This is a genomic window from Paraburkholderia sp. EG286A (genome assembly GCF_040965375.1).
Taxonomy (GTDB): Bacteria; Pseudomonadota; Gammaproteobacteria; order Burkholderiales; family Burkholderiaceae; genus Paraburkholderia.
The window spans coordinates 1,272,627-1,289,922 of the sequence record NZ_JBFRCB010000001.1 but is presented as its reverse complement, the minus strand read 5'-3'; the positions used below and the strand labels follow the sequence as shown (position 1 = coordinate 1,289,922).

13 protein-coding genes and 1 pseudogene are annotated in these 17,296 nt (G+C 64.8%); 8 read left to right on the top strand and 6 right to left on the bottom strand.

The genetic code is table 11. The features are described 5' to 3' along the window. Positions 1-24: 24 nt before the first annotated feature. Positions 25-1,158 (bottom strand): porin, encoded by a 1,134-nt coding sequence (locus tag AB4Y35_RS05755; RefSeq protein WP_368686880.1) that lies wholly within the window; start codon positions 1,156-1,158, stop codon positions 25-27. Positions 1,159-1,609: 451 nt separating this feature from the next. Between AB4Y35_RS05755 and AB4Y35_RS05750 the strand changes: the two genes are divergently transcribed. From AB4Y35_RS05750 to AB4Y35_RS05730, 5 genes and pseudogenes are all read left to right on the top strand, one after another. Beyond that, positions 1,610-3,193 carry a tetratricopeptide repeat protein gene (locus AB4Y35_RS05750; RefSeq protein WP_368703672.1) on the top strand — a complete coding sequence of 528 codons (1,584 nt, stop codon included), beginning with the start codon at positions 1,610-1,612 and terminating at the stop codon, positions 3,191-3,193. A 320-nt stretch (positions 3,194-3,513) separates the two neighbouring features. Then, positions 3,514-3,714 carry a hypothetical protein gene (locus tag AB4Y35_RS05745; protein WP_368686882.1) on the top strand — a complete coding sequence of 67 codons (201 nt, stop codon included), beginning with the start codon at positions 3,514-3,516 and terminating at the stop codon, positions 3,712-3,714. Positions 3,715-3,769: 55 nt separating this feature from the next. Beyond that, positions 3,770-4,018 carry a hypothetical protein gene (locus AB4Y35_RS05740; protein ID WP_368686883.1) on the top strand — a complete coding sequence of 83 codons (249 nt, stop codon included), beginning with the start codon at positions 3,770-3,772 and terminating at the stop codon, positions 4,016-4,018. 104 nt (positions 4,019-4,122) lie between these two features. Continuing rightward, positions 4,123-4,428 (top strand): DUF4148 domain-containing protein, encoded by a 306-nt coding sequence (locus AB4Y35_RS05735; protein WP_368703671.1) that lies wholly within the window; start codon positions 4,123-4,125, stop codon positions 4,426-4,428. Between the two features lie 322 nt (positions 4,429-4,750). After that, a pseudogene (locus tag AB4Y35_RS05730) lies at positions 4,751-5,092 on the top strand (septal ring lytic transglycosylase RlpA family protein); the annotation flags it as partial. Positions 5,093-5,172: 80 nt separating this feature from the next. Here AB4Y35_RS05730 and AB4Y35_RS05725 read toward each other — a convergent pair. From AB4Y35_RS05725 to AB4Y35_RS05705, 5 genes are read right to left on the bottom strand one after another with little or no spacing between them, the layout of a single operon-like run. Next, a complete protein-coding gene (locus AB4Y35_RS05725; RefSeq protein WP_368703670.1) occupies positions 5,173-6,477 on the bottom strand; it encodes an MFS transporter in 1,305 nt (434 codons plus the stop codon). A 46-nt stretch (positions 6,478-6,523) separates the two neighbouring features. After that, a complete protein-coding gene (locus AB4Y35_RS05720) occupies positions 6,524-7,123 on the bottom strand; it encodes a peroxidase-related enzyme (protein WP_368696345.1) in 600 nt (199 codons plus the stop codon). Further along, positions 7,120-7,632 carry a CMD domain-containing protein gene (locus AB4Y35_RS05715; protein WP_368703669.1) on the bottom strand — a complete coding sequence of 171 codons (513 nt, stop codon included), beginning with the start codon at positions 7,630-7,632 and terminating at the stop codon, positions 7,120-7,122. Before AB4Y35_RS05715 ends, AB4Y35_RS05720 begins: the two co-directional genes overlap by 4 nt. A 2-nt stretch (positions 7,633-7,634) precedes the next feature. After that, positions 7,635-9,134 carry an NAD(P)-binding domain-containing protein gene (locus AB4Y35_RS05710; protein WP_368703668.1) on the bottom strand — a complete coding sequence of 500 codons (1,500 nt, stop codon included), beginning with the start codon at positions 9,132-9,134 and terminating at the stop codon, positions 7,635-7,637. Beyond that, positions 9,134-10,111 carry a LysR family transcriptional regulator gene (locus tag AB4Y35_RS05705; RefSeq protein ID WP_368703667.1) on the bottom strand — a complete coding sequence of 326 codons (978 nt, stop codon included), beginning with the start codon at positions 10,109-10,111 and terminating at the stop codon, positions 9,134-9,136. The genes AB4Y35_RS05710 and AB4Y35_RS05705 overlap by 1 nt, the downstream gene beginning before the upstream one ends. A 1,164-nt stretch (positions 10,112-11,275) precedes the next feature. Here AB4Y35_RS05705 and AB4Y35_RS05700 point away from each other — a divergent pair. The 3 genes from AB4Y35_RS05700 to AB4Y35_RS05690 are packed head-to-tail and all read left to right on the top strand — an operon-like array spanning position 11,276 to position 17,287. Further along, entirely contained in the window at positions 11,276-12,562 is a 1,287-nt protein-coding gene (locus AB4Y35_RS05700; RefSeq protein ID WP_368703666.1) for an efflux RND transporter periplasmic adaptor subunit, read from the top strand. Positions 12,563-12,573: 11 nt separating this feature from the next. Then, a complete protein-coding gene (locus tag AB4Y35_RS05695) occupies positions 12,574-15,792 on the top strand; it encodes an efflux RND transporter permease subunit (protein WP_368703665.1) in 3,219 nt (1,072 codons plus the stop codon). 1 nt (position 15,793) lies between these two features. Further along, positions 15,794-17,287 carry an efflux transporter outer membrane subunit gene (locus tag AB4Y35_RS05690; RefSeq protein WP_368703664.1) on the top strand — a complete coding sequence of 498 codons (1,494 nt, stop codon included), beginning with the start codon at positions 15,794-15,796 and terminating at the stop codon, positions 17,285-17,287. The last annotated feature ends 9 nt before the right edge of the window (positions 17,288-17,296 follow it).

Here is a 17,296-nt window from a genome sequence, read left to right as displayed (position 1 = left end):
CTCACGTTGCAAGCGGTCGTCGCGTTAGAAGCGATGGCGGATGCCCACGGTCGCCACGGCTTGCGAGTTCGAATCCGACGCGGAAACGCCCATGATGTCCGCGTGGATCTTGCCCTCGCCATCCACGACACGCTGATACGCGGCTTCGGCGTACAGGTCGGTGCGCTTCGAAAGCGCGTAGTCGCCCTGCAGCGTGACCTGATGGAACTTCGGATTCACGCCGTCCAGGCTCGCGTCCGTGTACGTATAAGCGCCCGACACCGTGATTGCAGGCGTGAACGCATAACGGCCATTGAGTTCAAAGTTGCTGAAGCGCGCGCTGTTGCCGGCGAACGAAGTCGTCGCACCCGCGTTCGACGAGTTGATGGCCGTGAGATTGCTCAGCTGCGTCTGCGTGAACACGAAGCCCACGTTGGCCGCGCCGAAGGCGTAGTTCAGGCCGGCGCCATAGGTGCGCTGACGCGATGCGGTGAAGGTCGCGTCGTCGCTGACCGCGCCGCTGCTGTTGATGGTCGAACCCGAGTTGTTCAGCTGAAGATAGCCCGCGCCTGCCTTGAGGCCGCCGAACGAGTACGTGGCGCCGACGCTGTAGGCGCGGTTGTTCGCGAAGCCGCCGGCGGCGTTCGAGAAGCCGTACAGCGCATTGAACTTGAGGCCGCCGTAGTTCACGCTCTGGTACTTGAGCGAATTGCTCACGCGGAACGAGTTGTTGAGGTTGTCGTTGTCGTACGGGTGCGCGGCGAGCGTGCCGCCGTACTGCGTGCCGTTCAGCGACAGTCCGCCCAGGTTGTCGACCACGCTGTCGTACTGGCGACCCAGCGTGACCGCGCCGGCGCGGTCGCTCGAAAGACCGATGAACGCCTGGCGGCCGAACATGCGGCTGCCTTGCTTCGCCGCGCCCGTCGAAATGCTGAAGCCGCTCTCGAGCACGAAGATCGTCTTGAGGCCGCCGCCCAGGTCTTCGCTACCGCGCAGGCCCCAACGGTTGCCGTTGAGCGCGCCGCTCGACTGTTGCACGTTCGAGCTGCCCGACTGGTTGCTCGTGTAGAGGACGCCCGCGTCAATCAAACCGTAAAGCGTGACCGAGCTTTGTGCGTGTGCGGCGCTGGCGAAAGAGGCTGCAGCGACTGCGAGGGCGGAAAGGGTGTACTTTTTCATCGTAACTCCATTGCTTTGTTATTCACTCGAAAGCGAGCGAGCGCGGAGCATAACGCGATATCCGGAATGATTTTCAGAGGTTGTGGCATGCGTGCCACGATTATTGGCTAACATTGCCTTACCTGTTCCAGACTATTACATCCGCAGCCTGATGGAGCGAAATATCCGGTAAAACAAGGGACTTTCCGTACGCCCATGCGCGGGTATAAACGCGCTATTTCTCGCATTTTTCCCGTAATTCCGGGAAACATTTCGCGATCCAGATTCCTGATTATTACCGTGAATGAATAACGCGAAGAAATACACGTTGTTCCACGTTTCAGATCGACTGCGCCGTTCGCTATCATGATTCCCGGCAACGTGGAGCGACGAAACCGCGCGGACACGGCTGAGGTAAAATGCGGCCTCGAGTCCTCATCCATGCATTCGGGCGCGAGCGCCCCGCGTTCCCATGACTGACACCATCGTCGCGCTGCTCGCCCAGGCGAAACAGCATTTCACCGCCGGCCGCATCGACGCCGCGGAGCACGACCTGCAATCGATCCTGCAAGCGCATCCCGAGCACGCGGGCGCGCTGGAAGCGATGTCCTTCGTCTACGCTACGCGCGAGGATTACGCGGGCGCCGCCGAATTCGCGTGGCGAGCGGCACAACCGGCCGCGACGCCTCCGGAGCAGTTACAGCAGGCCGCACGCATTTGCCAGCTCGGGCAGCGTCACACCCAGGCCGTCGCGCTCTACGAGCGCCTGCTGGCGCTCGCGCCCGATCACGTCGAAGCGCTCCACGGCGCGGCCATGTCGCTCATCCAGCTGGAGGAGGCCGAGGCCGCGCTCGGGTATCTCGCGCGCCTGGCGCGCCGCTATCCGCGTTCGGCGGAAGTGCACTACAACCGCGGCACGCTGCTCGGCGAGCTGGGCCGTTACGACGAGGAACTCGACGCGTACCGGCGGGCAATCGAACTCAAGCCGAATTTCGTCGCCGCCTACGTGAATCTCGGCGTCGCGTTGCGCGACCTGCATCGCTTCGACGACGCGCTGCGCCAGTTCAAGAAGGCCTTGTCGATCGACACGAACGACGCGGGGGCGCGCACCAATCGCGCGCAGACCAATCTGCTGCTCGGCGAATTCGAGCACGGCTGGCGCGAATACGAATGGCGCTGGCGCGACGGCACGATGACGCACGATTTTCCCGACGCGACGCAATGGAAGGGCCAGCCGCTCGCGGGCAAGACCGTGCTCGTGCACGCGGAACAAGGTCTCGGCGACACGCTGCAGTTCGTGCGCTTCGTCGACCGCCTGCATGCGATGGGCGCAAACGTGATCGTGCGCGTGCAGGACGTGCTGCTGCCGTTGCTGCAGAACGTGGCGGGCGCGGCGAGCGTCATCGGCGATTCGTCCACGCTGCCTGCGTTCGACTACCACGTGCCAATGTTGAGCCTGCCGCACGCGCTCGCGCTGCGCGAAGCGGATTTCGCGACTTCGGGCGCGTATCTCGATGCGGACGCCGACGCTGCCGCGCTTGCGTCGTGGTCCGACGTAATCGGCACCGGTGACGATGGCGATCGGCGGCTGCGTGTGGGCCTCGTCTGGTCGGGCAGCACGACGCACGTGAACGACCGCAATCGCTCGATGCCGCTTGCGGAACTGCTGCCGCTGTTCGACACCGATGTGCGCTTCGTGTCGCTGCAAAAAGAGCTGCGCGAGCGCGACCGCGCATGCATGGACGAACTCGTGCAGCGCGGGCGGCTGATCGACGCCGGCCCGCGCCTCACGACCTTTTCGGCGACGGCGTCGCTCGTCGCGCAACTCGATCTGGTGATCGCCGTCGATACGGCGGTCGCGCATCTGGCGGGCGCGCTCGGCAAGCCCGTATGGATTGCCCTGCCGTTCACGCCGGACTGGCGCTGGCAGTTGAATCGCGACGACAGCCCGTGGTACGCCAATGCGCGTCTGTTCCGCCAAACGCGCCGCGGCGATTGGGCCGACGTGGTGAGCGCATTGCGCACGGCGCTCGATACGCAGATCGCCGCGCGCTAGATCAACATGAACGCGGTATGCCGGTCGGACGTTTGCCGACCAGCATGCCCGCCAGCGGTCCGGCGCGGCATTCCCGCCCCCGCCAGGACAACCCCCGAATGATCGCAACCGGCCGGCTGCCGCGCGACGCGGCCGGCCTGTTGGCAATCGCCCAACATCGACCGGCCAGGTGATGGTCGCGCCCAGACTCGCATCGTCGCGATGCACGGGGGAAGGGCGCCGCGCGGAGCGCTCCCGGTTGGCATGACATCTGCATGGCGTGCTGCCAGCGGCTTGCCGCCTGGCCGTTCCTGCAACCGTCCTGCTCAAGGAGACCCATCATGACCACGCTCACCATCCGCGACCTTCACAAGTCGGTGGAACTCGATCACCGGGAAATGGCCAGGTTCCAGGGCGGCCGGATCAAGATCATCGGCCAGCACCCCGGCTCGCTGCTCACGTCCGCCGACGGCGACCCCGTCGGCGTGTATGTCGACGGCGTGCTGGAAAACTCGGTCGGCGACGGCTACTACCACGGCTGAGCGTCCAGCGACACATGAAGCGCGCGAGCGCTGCGGCGTAACTGGGGAGGCTGACGTGGACCCAACCTGGCTGGGTATGGCTGCCGGCACGATCGTGCTTGCGATCGCTGTGGCCGGCGTGACGGCGCACTACCTCCGTGAGCGCCGCCGCGCCGATTTTCTGCGCAATTTCGATCACCACGCGTGGTGGCAGCGGACCCACGGTGCGGCCTGCGCTTCGGGTGGATTCGACACAGGCCGCTGGGCAGTGCAAACAAAAACGTGGCGGACACAACGAACGGGGAATCACGCCTCCATCAAGTAATGGAGGCCAGCGGGGGCGCGGGAAAATTTGCGGGGGCGTATTGAACCTGCGCATCGGTTCAAGCTTGTCGCACCCTACGTGGCAATCGTTAGAGGAACCTCATCATGAAATCTCTTGGTCAAACCTTCGTTATCCTCACCGTCATGGCTGCTCCGGTCGTCTCGTTCGCACAATCGAACAGCGCCGTGACGCCTGAGCAGGTCCGCGCCGAACTGGTTCAGCTCGAACAGGCCGGCTACCGCCCAGGCGATGGCGACAACACCAACTATCCAGCCGACATCCAGGCGGCCGAAGCCCGCGTGGCCGCGCAGAACGGCGCGAGCGGTTACGGCGGGATGGCAGGCAGTACGTCGGCGTCCGGCGCACCCGCCGCCGGTGACAGCATGAAGCCGATTTACTTCGGTCAGTAACTCATGGTGTCGACGAGCCCCTTCCTCAGCATCGAGGGGGGGCTCTTTTCGGGGCCTGCCGCGAAATGAGGGCCGGACTGACGAGCCCATTGCATGAAACCCGAAAACTTGCCAGGATTTTATGTCGACCGGGAACGCGGTATGCTACGCACCTTTGAAAACGTTGAGCCATCGCTCATTGACTGACATGTGGTTCATGACGCCATCACTGCGCTATTTGAGCGTTTTCGCAATCTGTGCGTTATTCACAGCGTGCGGACAGATGGCGTCCCGGCAAGCCGCATGCAAGGGCGAATCCTGTCATATGCGGCACGAGGTGGTGCAATCCGGCGAGGCATCCTGGTATGCGGAGAAGTTCCAGGGCCATGAGACCGCAAACGGAGAACGCTTCAACACCGGCGCATTCACGGCTGCCCATCGAACCTTGCCGCTCGGCAGCTATGTGCGCGTCAGATCGGTGGCGACCGGAAAGTCGGTCGTGGTGCGCATCAACGATCGCGGCCCTTACGTGAAAGGCCGGATCATCGATCTCTCTTATGCCGCAGCGAAAGCGCTGGGGCTGACCGACGCACGGTCGATGCAAGTCCAGATCGAACGGGTAGGCAACGCGTCGAGCTCACAGACGGAATCCGACGGCGACGGAATCTTGACGACAGGAAGGTGACGTGAGGGGGCCGCGTCACGGCATGCTCCAGTCGCCAGATCCTCGACTTCACCCCCTTCAACCTGGAAGAGCTCGCTGCCTTACCCGGTGGTTTGCGCGGCGCTTGCGCTGCCCCGCCTGAAATGACCCGGCTTCAGCGCCACAACGGCCACGAGACTGAGCGCGATGCCGATCATCACATAGAGCACCGGCGCCAGCGGCGAGCCCGTGAGCATGATGAGCCAGGTCACGAACGTCTGCGCAAAGCCGCCAAAGATCAGGACGACGACGTTATTGACCACTGCGAGCGAGGTCGCGCGCGTGCGCTTGGGGAACATCTCGGCGAGCGTCGTGCAATAGACGCCGAGGAAGGTCGCACTCACCACGCCGATTACGATCTGCGCGACGAGGAGCCGGGAGACGGACGGCGCCGCCACGATCCACGCATAAAGCGGATAGATCGCCACCAGGTAGGCGCCCAGCGACCCGACCAGCAGCGTCTTGCGGTCGTAGCGGTCGGATAGCGCGCCCGCGATCGGCGTGACGATCAGCATGACGATGGCCGCGATCATTTGCACCATGAAGCTTTCCGAAACGGGCAGCTTGAGCACCTGCTTCGCATAGGTGACGGTATAGCCGAACGTGACGTAGAACGTGACAGTGCTCGCCACCACCATGCCCATCCCGATCAGATAGTCGGACAGTCCGCGCTTGACGGCGGCCGCCTCCTTCGCGCGGGCGTGCGGCGTTGCGTGGATGCGCGCATAGGTTTCGCTTGCGTGGCGGCGCAGATAGATGGTCAGCGGCGCGATGAGCAGGCCCACCGCGAACGGGATGCGCCAGGCGCCCGCAAGTTGCTGTTCGGGCGTGAACACCTGCGTGACCACCATGCCGAGCGCGGCGCCCAGCATCGTCGACATGAGTTGCCCGCTCATCTGCCACGAGCCGTAGAAGCCGGTGCGATTCGGCGGCGCCAGTTCGATCAGGAACGCGGTCGAGGTGCCGAATTCACCGCCGATCGAAAATCCTTGCAGCAGTCGGGCCGCGAGCATCAGGAACGGTGCGGCGAGACCGGCCGTTGCATAGGTCGGCGCGAAGGTCATGATCGCGGCGGCCAGCGCCATGATGCCCATGCCGAGCGTCATGGCCGCCTTGCGGCCATATGTGTCGCCGTAGAGACCGAGCAGCACGCCGCCCACGGGCCGCATGAAGAAACCCGCGCCGAACAGGGCCGTGGTCAGCAGGATCGCGTTCAGATCCGCGCCCGCCGCGCCGTGCGAGGCCGGAAAGAACAGCTTGCTGATGATCGGCGTCATCGCGGCGAAGATGGTGAAGTCGAACCACTCCATCGCATTGGCCAGCACGGCGGCCACGATGACAGGCTTGATGCCAGGTTGAGTGCCCATCGGCTATCCCCGGGTATTGGTTGAAGGACGGTCCAGCGTTGGTCGGTCAGGAGGCGGCTACCGGCTCGGGAAACACGGGTTCGCCGAGATTGAGCATCAGGCGGTTCGCCCACGCGAAAATGGCAATCGAATGGATCAGGTCGAGCATTTCGGCGTCGGTTAGACCGGCCTCGCGCAATGCCTGCAACTGGGCCGCCTCGATCTCGTCCGGCCGCTCGGTCAGCGCGGCCGAGAAGCGGGCGATCGCCTCTTCGCGCTTTGTGGTGCCGGCGCTGTGAGGATCGGCGAACACCTGGCGGATCACGTCGTTGCGCCTGGCGAGCTGCTCGAAACGCTGGGCGTGCACCGACGCGCAATACACACAGCCGTTGAGCCGCGAAACCACGGTGGTCGAGAGTTCGCGTTCCGCGCGAGGCAAGCCGCCGGGCGCGTACATGATCGCGTTGAACGCGGCGGAGCGCTGCCGCAGGATTTCCGGCTGATGGACGAGAAACCGGTAGTAGTCCGAGACTTTGGCCTTGGGGTGGCTTTCCTCGAGAACGGCGATCTGACCCGTGGTGGCCTGGTCGAGGTCGACGACATCGAGCCACGCGTCCCATTCGAGCGATTCGTTCGTGAAGCCGTGCGATCGGATGATGTCGCTCATGATGCGCGCTCCAGCAGTTTGAGGGCTTGCAGACCCGCGACGAGGCGCGTCTGGTACGACAGAAAGGCGATCAGCTGTGCGAGCGCGACGACGGCCGGCGTCGTCAGGCCGGCGGCGGGCAGCGTCTGCAGCGCGGCCTTGTCGCCGGCGACCGGATTCTCGATCAGCGTGCGCGTGAACGCGAGGATCGCGCGCAGGCGCGGCGCAGCGAGATCCTCGGGCGCGCCCGTTTCCACGGCGGCGAGCGTCGCCGCCTCGACTGCGTGAGCGGCCAGTTCGGCGCGGTAATGGGCCGCGAGCGCCGGGGAGGTCGCGAGGCGGCTCGCGTAGAGCGCGACGAGCAGCCGCTCGACCAGCGTGAGGCCTTCCAGCGCGGGGTCGAACAGCGCGTCGTAGCTGCCCTGCGTCGCTTCCACCACTTTGGCGCGTTGGTGCCGCAACGCATGCGTGGCCGAGTCGGGCGCCAGGTCGGCAACGCGATCGACGATGTCGTCAGTGTCGTGTGTCATGGTCAACTCCGGAAAACGGCAGATTCACGCGCTCGTTTCGCTTCGCGCTCGGCGAGGGCCGGAGGCGGTGGCGCGGGCGTCCATTCGTCGCCTTCGATTTCCGGCTCGGCAAAGGCCGCCATGTTGGCGTAATGCAATTCGACATCCTCGCGATAGAAGGTCGCGGCAAGCCCCTGTGCGAGCCGCTTCGCGCCTTCGCTGACCGCCGGAATATCGCCCGACAGCGCGCCATGCGAGAGCGTCGCGGGCGCGCAAAAGCAGTGGATGCGTTCGAGTCCGGGGCACGCGCCGGGCGCTTTTTCCTGGAATTCGAACACCGGTCCGAGGTCAGGCGAATCGGCAAGCTCGATGTCGTCGTCGCCGGCAGGCGTCGCGTAGCGGTCCTTCCACGCACGCACGTGGCGGGCAAACGGCGCGAATTCGGGGCGGCTCGCCAGATCGATGCGAAAGCCCGTTGCGAATAGGAGAAAGTCCAGTGCGAAGTCGCCCTTCGGCGTACTGACGATGAGTCCGTCGTCTACCTGTTCGATGCCGGTGATCGGCGCACCGAGGTTGAAGCGGGCGTTGGCGTGGCGCGACACGCGCAGCGTACTGCCGCGTGGCGGCGGCACCTGCTGCACGTTGATGTAGTGGCGGATGCGCCACTTCCAGTCGTCGGACAGCGCGACATGGCCGTGCGTGAGGCCCGGATTGCCCGCACCTTTGCCTTTGTTGATGCGCGGAATATCCGCGCGGCGGATCAGGAGATCGACCGAGGCCGCACCCGCTTCGAGCGCGGTGGCCGCGCTGTCCATCGCCGATGCGCCCGCGCCGATCACGCCGACGCGCTTGCCGCGCAGCGTGCCATAGTCCAGGACATCGGACGAATGGGCGTAGAAACGGCGCGGCAGATCGCGCACGAATGCCGGCAACGAAGGGCCGCCCAGGCCGTCGCGGCCCGTCGCGAGGACGACGTGGCGCGCATGGACGGTCTCGCTGCCGGTGGCGCTCGTGACGGACAGCGCGACGCTGCCGTGCGCGCCCGGCGTGATCGCGGTGACCCGGTGTTCGTTGCGCACGTCGATCTCGAGCACGTCGCGATACCAGCGCAGATAGTCCATCCATTGCAGGCGCGGGATCTTGTCGAGCGCGTCCCACGCCGGCCCGCCGAACTGCGCTTCGAACCACGCGCGGAACGTGAGCGAGGGCAGGCCGAGCGCAGGGCCCGTCAGCTGCTTCGGAGACCGTAGTGTTTCCATGCGCGCCGTGGTGGCCCATGGGCCTTCGAAACCGCGCGGCGACTGATCGTAGATGACGGCGTCGATGCCGAGATGACCGAGCGCGGCGGCCAGCGCAAGCCCGGCCATGCCGCCGCCCACGATCGCCACGTCGATCACGGGGCGGCCTTCGAGGGTGCGTGCGGGGATCCAGCGCTTCGCGGGCAGTTCGAGCCACGCGAGATCCTCGCGCAGACGGGCTTCGAGCGCGGCGAGGCCTGCACACGATGGGGTGGTCGGATTCATTACGGCAACGATTCCTTGGTGGCGGGCAGGTCGCCATACAGCGACTGCAGGACTTGGGCGTGCTCGGCGCTCGCGCGCAGCGCGAAATCGGGCAGCACGGCGCGGGCGGCGTCGGCGAGCGCGTCGATGAGCGTCACGGCGATGGGGGGCAGCGCGATGGCGTCGCGCGAGATCACGCCGAAGAAGTACGGAATGTCGGCGTCGATCGGACGGATCGCGACGCCGGCGAGCGGCATGCCATAGGCCGTGACCGGTTCGAGCACCGAGATGCCGAGGCCGGCGCGAACCGCGGTCAGCGCGTTCATCGACGAATTCGTCTCGATGAGTCCCGCCGGCGACACATCGGCCTGCGCGAACGCGTGATCGAGCCGGCGGCGCAGGCGATACGGGTTCTGCATCGTGACGACGCGCCGGCCCTCGCAGGCCGATAGCGGCAGCCGCTCGGAGCGGGCGAGCGGATCGTCGTCGCGCAGCGCCGCAACGCACGCGGATTGTCCGATCCAGTGCACGACCACGCCGCGATGTTCGAGCGGCAGGCTCGCCACGCCGATGTCGGCGGCGCCGGTGAGGACATCGTGCACGACCTGTTCGGGGGGCAGGCTGCGCAGCTGGATCGTCTGCGCGGTGACGGCGAGATCGGTGCGCGCGAGCGCGACGGGCACGAGACCGGCGGCGAGCGCCGAGGTCGCCGCAATGCGCAGCGGGCGGCTTTCGCCGCGGCCGATTTCGCCGGCTCGCTTGTGTATCTGTTGCACGCCCGTCAGCACGTGCTCGACATCCTCGTAGAGCAGGATGCCTTGCTCGGTCGGCGTGACGCGCGGGCCGTTGCGCGTGAACAGCGCATAGCCGACCTCGGTTTCGAGCTCCTGGATCAGCCGCGTGATCGCTGGCTGCGAGCGCCCCAGCAGGCGTCCGGCGGCGGTGACGCTGCCGGTCGTGATCACTGCGGCGAAGGCTTCGAGCTGGCGTAGTTCCATCTTCCGGTTGATGTTGGGATGCACAAGAATGCGTATTTCACATTCTGACGCTGTAAGAATGTGTTTTTCAAATAATTGATCTTTATATCGTTATTCCGGAAGAGGGGTTTCCCCTAACGCCACGGTTCTCGTGATGACGTGCACGGCAAGACTCGGCCACCGGTTCTCAAGTGTGTCCGGATGAAGAGGCGGTGGTACTGGGCGGTGGTCTTCGCTGAACGCGCGTCCTACACTCTTTGAGACGGCGACGGGGTGATCGAGGCTTCATCGGTCATGCGCCAGTCACCAATTGGCAGAACCTTCGGGAGACCGCCATGAAGATCGTGTTGCTAGTGGCTTGCTTAATCATCAGTTCAAGCGCGTTTGCGGAATGCGCGACCAATAACCGTGGACAAACAGTCTGCGGAAATGGGTCCTCCGCGGGCGGTTACAACCGGAATACGGGCACCGCCTGGACATCGCAGACGAATCAGAATGGTGTTCGGACGACCCAAAACAATCGGGGTGGCGAGGCGAAGACGGCGAACGGAAAAGGCGTCGCGCGTGGGCCCGGCGGCACCACCTGTTATCGGACAGCGAATAGTCACGGCTGCAATTGACGGCGTCCGGCCACGCTCCCCGCGTGGCGTTCAACTTCAACGGTTGAGCAAAGTCCCATAGCCGGTTTGCACCGGCACCCCGAGCTGGGCTTGCCGCGCGGCGGTTGCCCTGGCAACCGCTGCGTCCTCGCCGCGAACAGCAAAAGGCGTGCTCAGCGGGATATCGGACCAAAGTCTCATTGTTTTTGCCCTGGACGGCTACCAAACTTCACGACTACGAGTGCCGTGACCCTACGGCGCCGATACCAAAGCACCGTGCGGCGCCCGGTGGCGCTTTCGAGCGCGCCGTATGCGCGGCACCCCAGCCAGAGAACAAAAAAATCATTCCGGTGTTCGCGCAATTCATCGGGGCGCGTTGTATCGAGGAAGTCATAACCGGCGTGGGCAATTGTCCGGGCGCGGCAAGTCGGCTGGCCCCGTCCTGCCTCGGCCGGCGCCGCGTCTTGCGTAGTGTGCAGAGTCTTGCCGATCCGTATCGCGAACAGTAAGCGGGCAACGCAGTGGTGACCATGGCGCGCGCGTACCGGGGCGATGCGCAGATCCGGCGCGTTGCGGGAGGCCATTCATGAGCGGACCGTTTTTTCCCGAGCATCGACCGTTACCCCGCGTTGCGGCACGCCGGGACCGCCTGCCGCTGATCTTCGTCGTTATTGCGCTGACGCTCTTCGCCGGCTGCAAGAAGGCATCGGGGCCGCCGGCGCTCGGCGCACCGGAAGTCACAGTGATGACGGTCACGGCTCAGGACACCCCGGTCCAGCTCGAGTTCACTGCGCAGACGCAGAGTTCGCGTGAAGTCGAAATTCGTGCGCGCGTGGACGGCTTTCTCGACCGGCGGACGTACTCCGAAGGCGACAAGGTGAAGGCCGGCCAGACGATGTTCCTGATGGATCCGAAGCCGTTTCAGGCTGCGCTGCAGACGGCGCGGGGCGAGCTTGCGCAGCAGCAGGCGCGGCTCACGGTAGCGCAGCAGAATCTTGCCCGCGTCAAGCCGCTCGCCGCGCAACAGGCATTGAGCCAGAAGGATCTCGACGATGCGGTCGGCAACGAGAAGCAGGCCCAGGCCGCGGTGATTTCGGCGCAAGGGCAGGTGGAGACGGCGGAACTCAACCTCGGCTACACGACGATCAAGTCGCCCCTGGATGGCCTCGCGAGCTATGCAAGACAACAGGACGGCAGCTATCTGATCGCCAATTCATCGGGTCTCCTTACCTTTGTCTATCAGCTCGATCCGATCTGGGTGAACTTCAGCATTTCCGAAAACGAAATGCTCCACTTTCAGGACGAGATTTCGGCAGGCAAGCTGATCTTCCCGCCGAATAGCGAATTCGTCGTGGTCGTGCTACTCGCCGACGGCACGGAATTTCCGCAGCACGGCACCATCAGTTTTGCGAATCCGGCGTTCAGCACCGACACGGGCACGTTCCTCGTGCGGGCCTCGCTTGCGAATCCGAAGGGCACGTTGCGGCCGGGGCAGTTCGTGCGCGCGCGCGTGACGGGCGCCACGCGGCCGAATGCGATCCTCGTGCCGCAACGGGCAGTGCTGCAGGGCGCGAAGAGCCACTTCGTCTGGGTCGTGGACAATGAGTCGAAGGCGAAGCAGCGCGTGGTGGAAGTCGGCGACTGGAGCGGCGACAACTGGTTCGTCAACGATGGCCTGAAGGCCGGCGAGCGCATCGTGGTAGACGGCGCGATCCGCGTCGTGCCCGACGTGCCGCTCAAGATTGCCGGAACGCTCCCCTCGACGCAGACCGGCGGCAAGGCGGTCGTCGAGAAAGGCGGGGCGTCAGCGCCGCAGGTGAGTGCAGGCGCGCGCGCGACGGCGCCTGCCGCAAGCAGCGGCGCGTCGCAGTAAGGGGCGACTCGATGAACATCTCGCACTTCTGCATCGACCGGCCCATCTTCGCGTCCGTCATCTCGATCGTGATCACGCTCGGCGGTGCATTGACGTTGTTCTCTCTTCCCATCGCGCAGTATCCGGACGTCACGCCGCCGCAGATCACGGTCTCCGCGACCTACCCAGGGGCCAGCGCGGACGTCGTGTCGAACAACGTGGCGGCGCCGATCGAGCAACAGGTCAACGGCGCGGACAACATGATCTACATGTATTCGTCCGGTTCGTCCACGGGCAACTACACGCTCAACGTCTTCTTCGGGATCGGCACCAATCCGGAACTCGCCCAGGTCGACGTGCAGAACCGCGTGAACCTCGCGCTGCCGCAACTGCCGCAGCAGGTGCAGTCGCAGGGCGTCCAGGTCCAGAAGAAGTCGAACGCGTTCATGATGGTGATCGCGATCTACTCGCCGGACGACCGCTTCGATCCGACCTATATCGCGAACTACGCAAACGTCTACGTGCTCGACACGCTCAAGCGTATTCCAGGCGCGAACCAGTCGTCGATCTTCGGTACTCCGGACTATGCGATGCGGATCTGGTTGAAGCCCGATCGCATGGCGCAGCTCGGCATCACCGCCGGCGACGTGCAGAACGCCGTGCGCGCCCAGAACCAGCAATTCGCGGTCGGCACGGTCGGCCAGGCGCCAACCGGCAATCCGGTCGAGCAGTCGTTCGCAGTGACGACCACCGGGCGGCTCGCGACGGCCGCCGAGTTCGACAACATCATCATCCGCGCAGCGAGCAACGGCGCGGCGATCGTCCGACTGAAAGACATTGGCCGGGCCGAACTGGGGCAAAAGAGCTATTCGAACCGCACCACCTACCAGGGCAAGCCGGCGACGATCATCGCGGTCTACCAGCAGCCGGGTGCGAACGCGCTCGACGTTTCGAAGCAGGTACACGAGACGCTCGCGGAACTCAAGACGTCGTTTCCCGAAGGGCTCGACTATCAGATCGCGTTGGACACGACGGATTTCACGCGTGCTTCGATCGCAGACGTGATCCATACGTTCTTCGAAGCACTCGTGCTGGTGGTGATCGTGGTGTACGTGTTCCTGCAAAGCCTGCGCGCGACGCTCATTCCGGTGCTGGCCGTACCGGTGTCGATCGTCGGTACGGCGATGGGGATGGCGGCGCTGGGCTTTTCGATCAACATGCTGACGTTGTTCGGCATGGTGCTCGCCATCGGCATCGTCGTGGACGACGCGATCGTCGTGATCGAGAACGTCGAGCGCAACATGACCCTCTTCAAGCTCGGTCCGAAAGACGCGGCCAAGCGGGCGATGGACGAGGTGTCGGGCCCGGTCATCGCGATCGTGCTCGTGATGTGCGCCGTGTTCGTGCCGGTTGCATTCCTCGGCGGGATCACCGGACAGTTGTACAAGCAGTTCGCAATCACGATCGCAATCTCGGTGGTGTTCTCGGGCATCGTGGCGCTCACGCTGTCTCCGGCGCTGGCCGCCATTCTGCTCAAGCCCACGCACCATGAGAAAAAGGGCTTCTTCCGGTGGTTCGACAACCAGTTCGCGCGGATGACCGCCGGCTACGGGCGCGCCGTGCAGTTCATCATCCGGCGTTACGTGTTGGGCCTGCTTGTTTTCGGCGCCGTGATCGTGCTTGCGGTCCTCATGGGCAAGTCGATCCCCGGCGCTTTTCTGCCACCCGAGGACCAGGGTTATCTGCTTGGCGCGATCATCATGCCGGACGCCGCGAGCCTCGACCGCACCGCGGCGGTGGGCGACAAGGTCACCGACCATTTCATGAAGCAGGCCGCGGTCAGCAGCATCACGATCGTGAGCGGCTACAGCCTGCTCGACAGCCAGAACAAGAACAACGCGGGCACATTCTTCGTCGGCCTGAAGGGGTTCGACGAACGGTACAAGTTCTCGAACATCAGGGAGCAAAACGCACGTGCCGTCCTGATCAACGCTTACAAAACGCTCTCGAAGATTCAGGAGGGCATCGTCGTACCGGTGAATCCGCCGTCCATTCCAGGTCTCGGCACCACGGGCGGCAGCGAAATGTGGATCGAAAGCCACGGAGACGGCTCCATCCAGCAGCTCGCGGGCGTCGTGCAGGACTTCATGACGAAGGCGAGGGCGCGCCCCGAACTGACCGGCGTGACCACGACGTTCAACGCCAGCTCGCAGCAGTTGCTAGTGAACGTGGACCGCGACCAGGCGGAGACGCTCGGCGTGCCGGTCGAAGAGGTCTACAGTGCGATGCAGACGATGTTCGGCTCGCTTTACGTGTCGCAGTTCAACAAGGACGCTCGCCTCTGGCAGGTGATCGTCCAGGCCGATCCGCGCTACCGGCTCACGCCCGCCGACCTCGACCAGATCTACGTGCGCAGCCGCTCGAACAATATGGTGCCGATCAAGGCTGTGATGACTTACAAGTACGTCACGGGACCCGATCTGATCACGCGCTTCAACAACTTCCCGGCGGTGAAAATTACCGCGAACGCGGCCCCGGGCTATAGTTCGGGCCAGGTGATCGATACCCTGAAGGAACTCGCCGGGCAGATGCCGCCGGGCTACACCGTGGGATGGAGCGGCGAGGCATTCGAGGAGATCAAATCGGGCTCGACCGGGGGGCTCGTGTTCGTGTTCGGGATCATCATGGTGTTCCTGATTCTTGCCGCGCAATACGAGAAGTGGTCGTTGCCACTCGGTGTGCTCATGGCGGTGCCGTTCGCGCTGTTCGGCGCGCTGCTCGCGATACTGCTGCGCGGCCTGAACAACGACGTGTACTTCCAGATCGGGCTGACCATGCTGATCGCGCTGGCCGCGAAGAACGCGATCCTGATCTTCGAGTTCGCGGTCCTGAACCGGGAGGGTGGCAAGACGCCGTACGACGCCGCGCTCGTCGCCGCGGAAGAGCGTCTGCGGCCGATCGTGATGACGTCGCTTGCGTTCATCCTCGGCTGTGTGCCGCTCGCCATTGCGCTGGGCGCCTCGCAAAACAGCCGCCATTCGATCGGCACCGGCGTGATCGGCGGGATGCTGGGTGCGACGGCGATCGCCGTGTTCTTTATTCCGATGTTCTACTGGGGGATCGAGTCGCTTGGCTCGCGCAAGGGCGGCGGCAAGGAAACGCCCACGCCGGATAGCGGGACGCCGCCACCGGCCTCGGGCGGCCCTGGCTCGCCGACCGTCACGCCGTCCGCGCGGCACGAGGGCGACTGACATGCGCGCCGCTGCTTTCACGCGCGTCGCCGCGCCAGTCGTGCTGATCGGCTTGCTGAACGGCTGTCTGCTCGGCCCCAACTACGAGCGGCCGAAAGTGGACGTGCCGGCAACGTACCGGTTTGCGTACCCGGACGTGGCCGACGTCGCCAACACCACGTGGTGGGAGCAGTTCGACGACCCGGTGCTGAACGACCTGGTGAAGACCGCGCTCGAGAACAACCTCAACGTGAAGCAGGCGGCCGCGCGTGTCGACGAGTTCATGGGCCAGTTCGTGAGCACGCGTTCGGCACTGTTCCCGCAGGCGAGCGCAGGTTTCAGCGCGGCGCGCGAGCGCGCGTCGCAGAACGGCCCGACGCCGATACCGGCCGGCGTCTCGCCGGTCTTCAACGAATACCAGGCGAGCGTGTCGGCCTTCTGGACCATCGACCTGTTTGGCCAGGTGCGGCGCGAAACCGAGGCGGCGCGCGCCAACGTGAACGTGGCCGAACAAAGCCGACGCGCGACGATTCTGACGCTCGTCGCGTCGGTCGCGACGTCCTATATCACGCTGCGCAGCCTCGACGCGCAGCTCGAAATCGCACAGAGCACAACCGTGAGCCGTGCCGATTCCGTGCACGTGTTCACGCTGCGCCAGCAGTTCGGCCAAACCTCGGATATGGAGCTTGCACAGAGCCAGTCCGACTATGCGGCGACGAAGGCGACCATCCCGCAATTCGAGCAGCAGATCGCACAGCAGGAAGACGCGCTCTCGGTGCTGCTCGGCAGCAACCCGGAGCCGATCCTGCGCGGCCGGGCATTGGTGGATCTCTCGACGCCCACTGTGCCTGCGGGCGTGCCGTCGGACCTGCTCGAACGCCGGCCCGACCTGCTGCAGGCCGAGCAGAATCTGGTCGCGCAAAATGCGCTGATTGGTGCGGCGCGCGCGCTGTATTTCCCACAGATCTCGCTCACGGGGCTGTTCGGCTCGGTGAGCACGCAGTTCTCCAATCTCTTCACGGGGCCTGCGCGGGTGTGGACGTTCGCCGGCTCGGCAGTGATGCCGATCTTCACGGGCGGCAATATCTACGGCCAGAACAAGCAGGCCGAAGCGCGTCAGCAGGAGGCGCTGTTCGCCTACGAGAATGCGATCAAGGTGGCGTTCCAGCAGGTCGACGACGCGTTGGTCTCGGTGCAAAAGTCACGCGAGCAGTTCGAGATTCAGAGCCAGCAGGTCGAATACCTGCGCAAGTATCTGCGGCTTGCGCGGCTACGCTACGAGGGCGGCTATACGAGCTACCTGGAGGTGCTCGATGCCGAGCGCAATCTGTTCAACGCGGAACTGCAGCAAACCCAGACCCGAGCCACGACGCTGACGAACCTCGTCAACCTCTACATGGCGATGGGCGGCGGGTGGGTCGTGCAGGCGGAGCAGATGAGCGTGCCGCAACCGGCGAGCGGTCCGCCGCCGGCGCAGCCCGCTACGGCGGAACCCGTTGCGCAGGTGCCGCAGTGACGCTCGGGG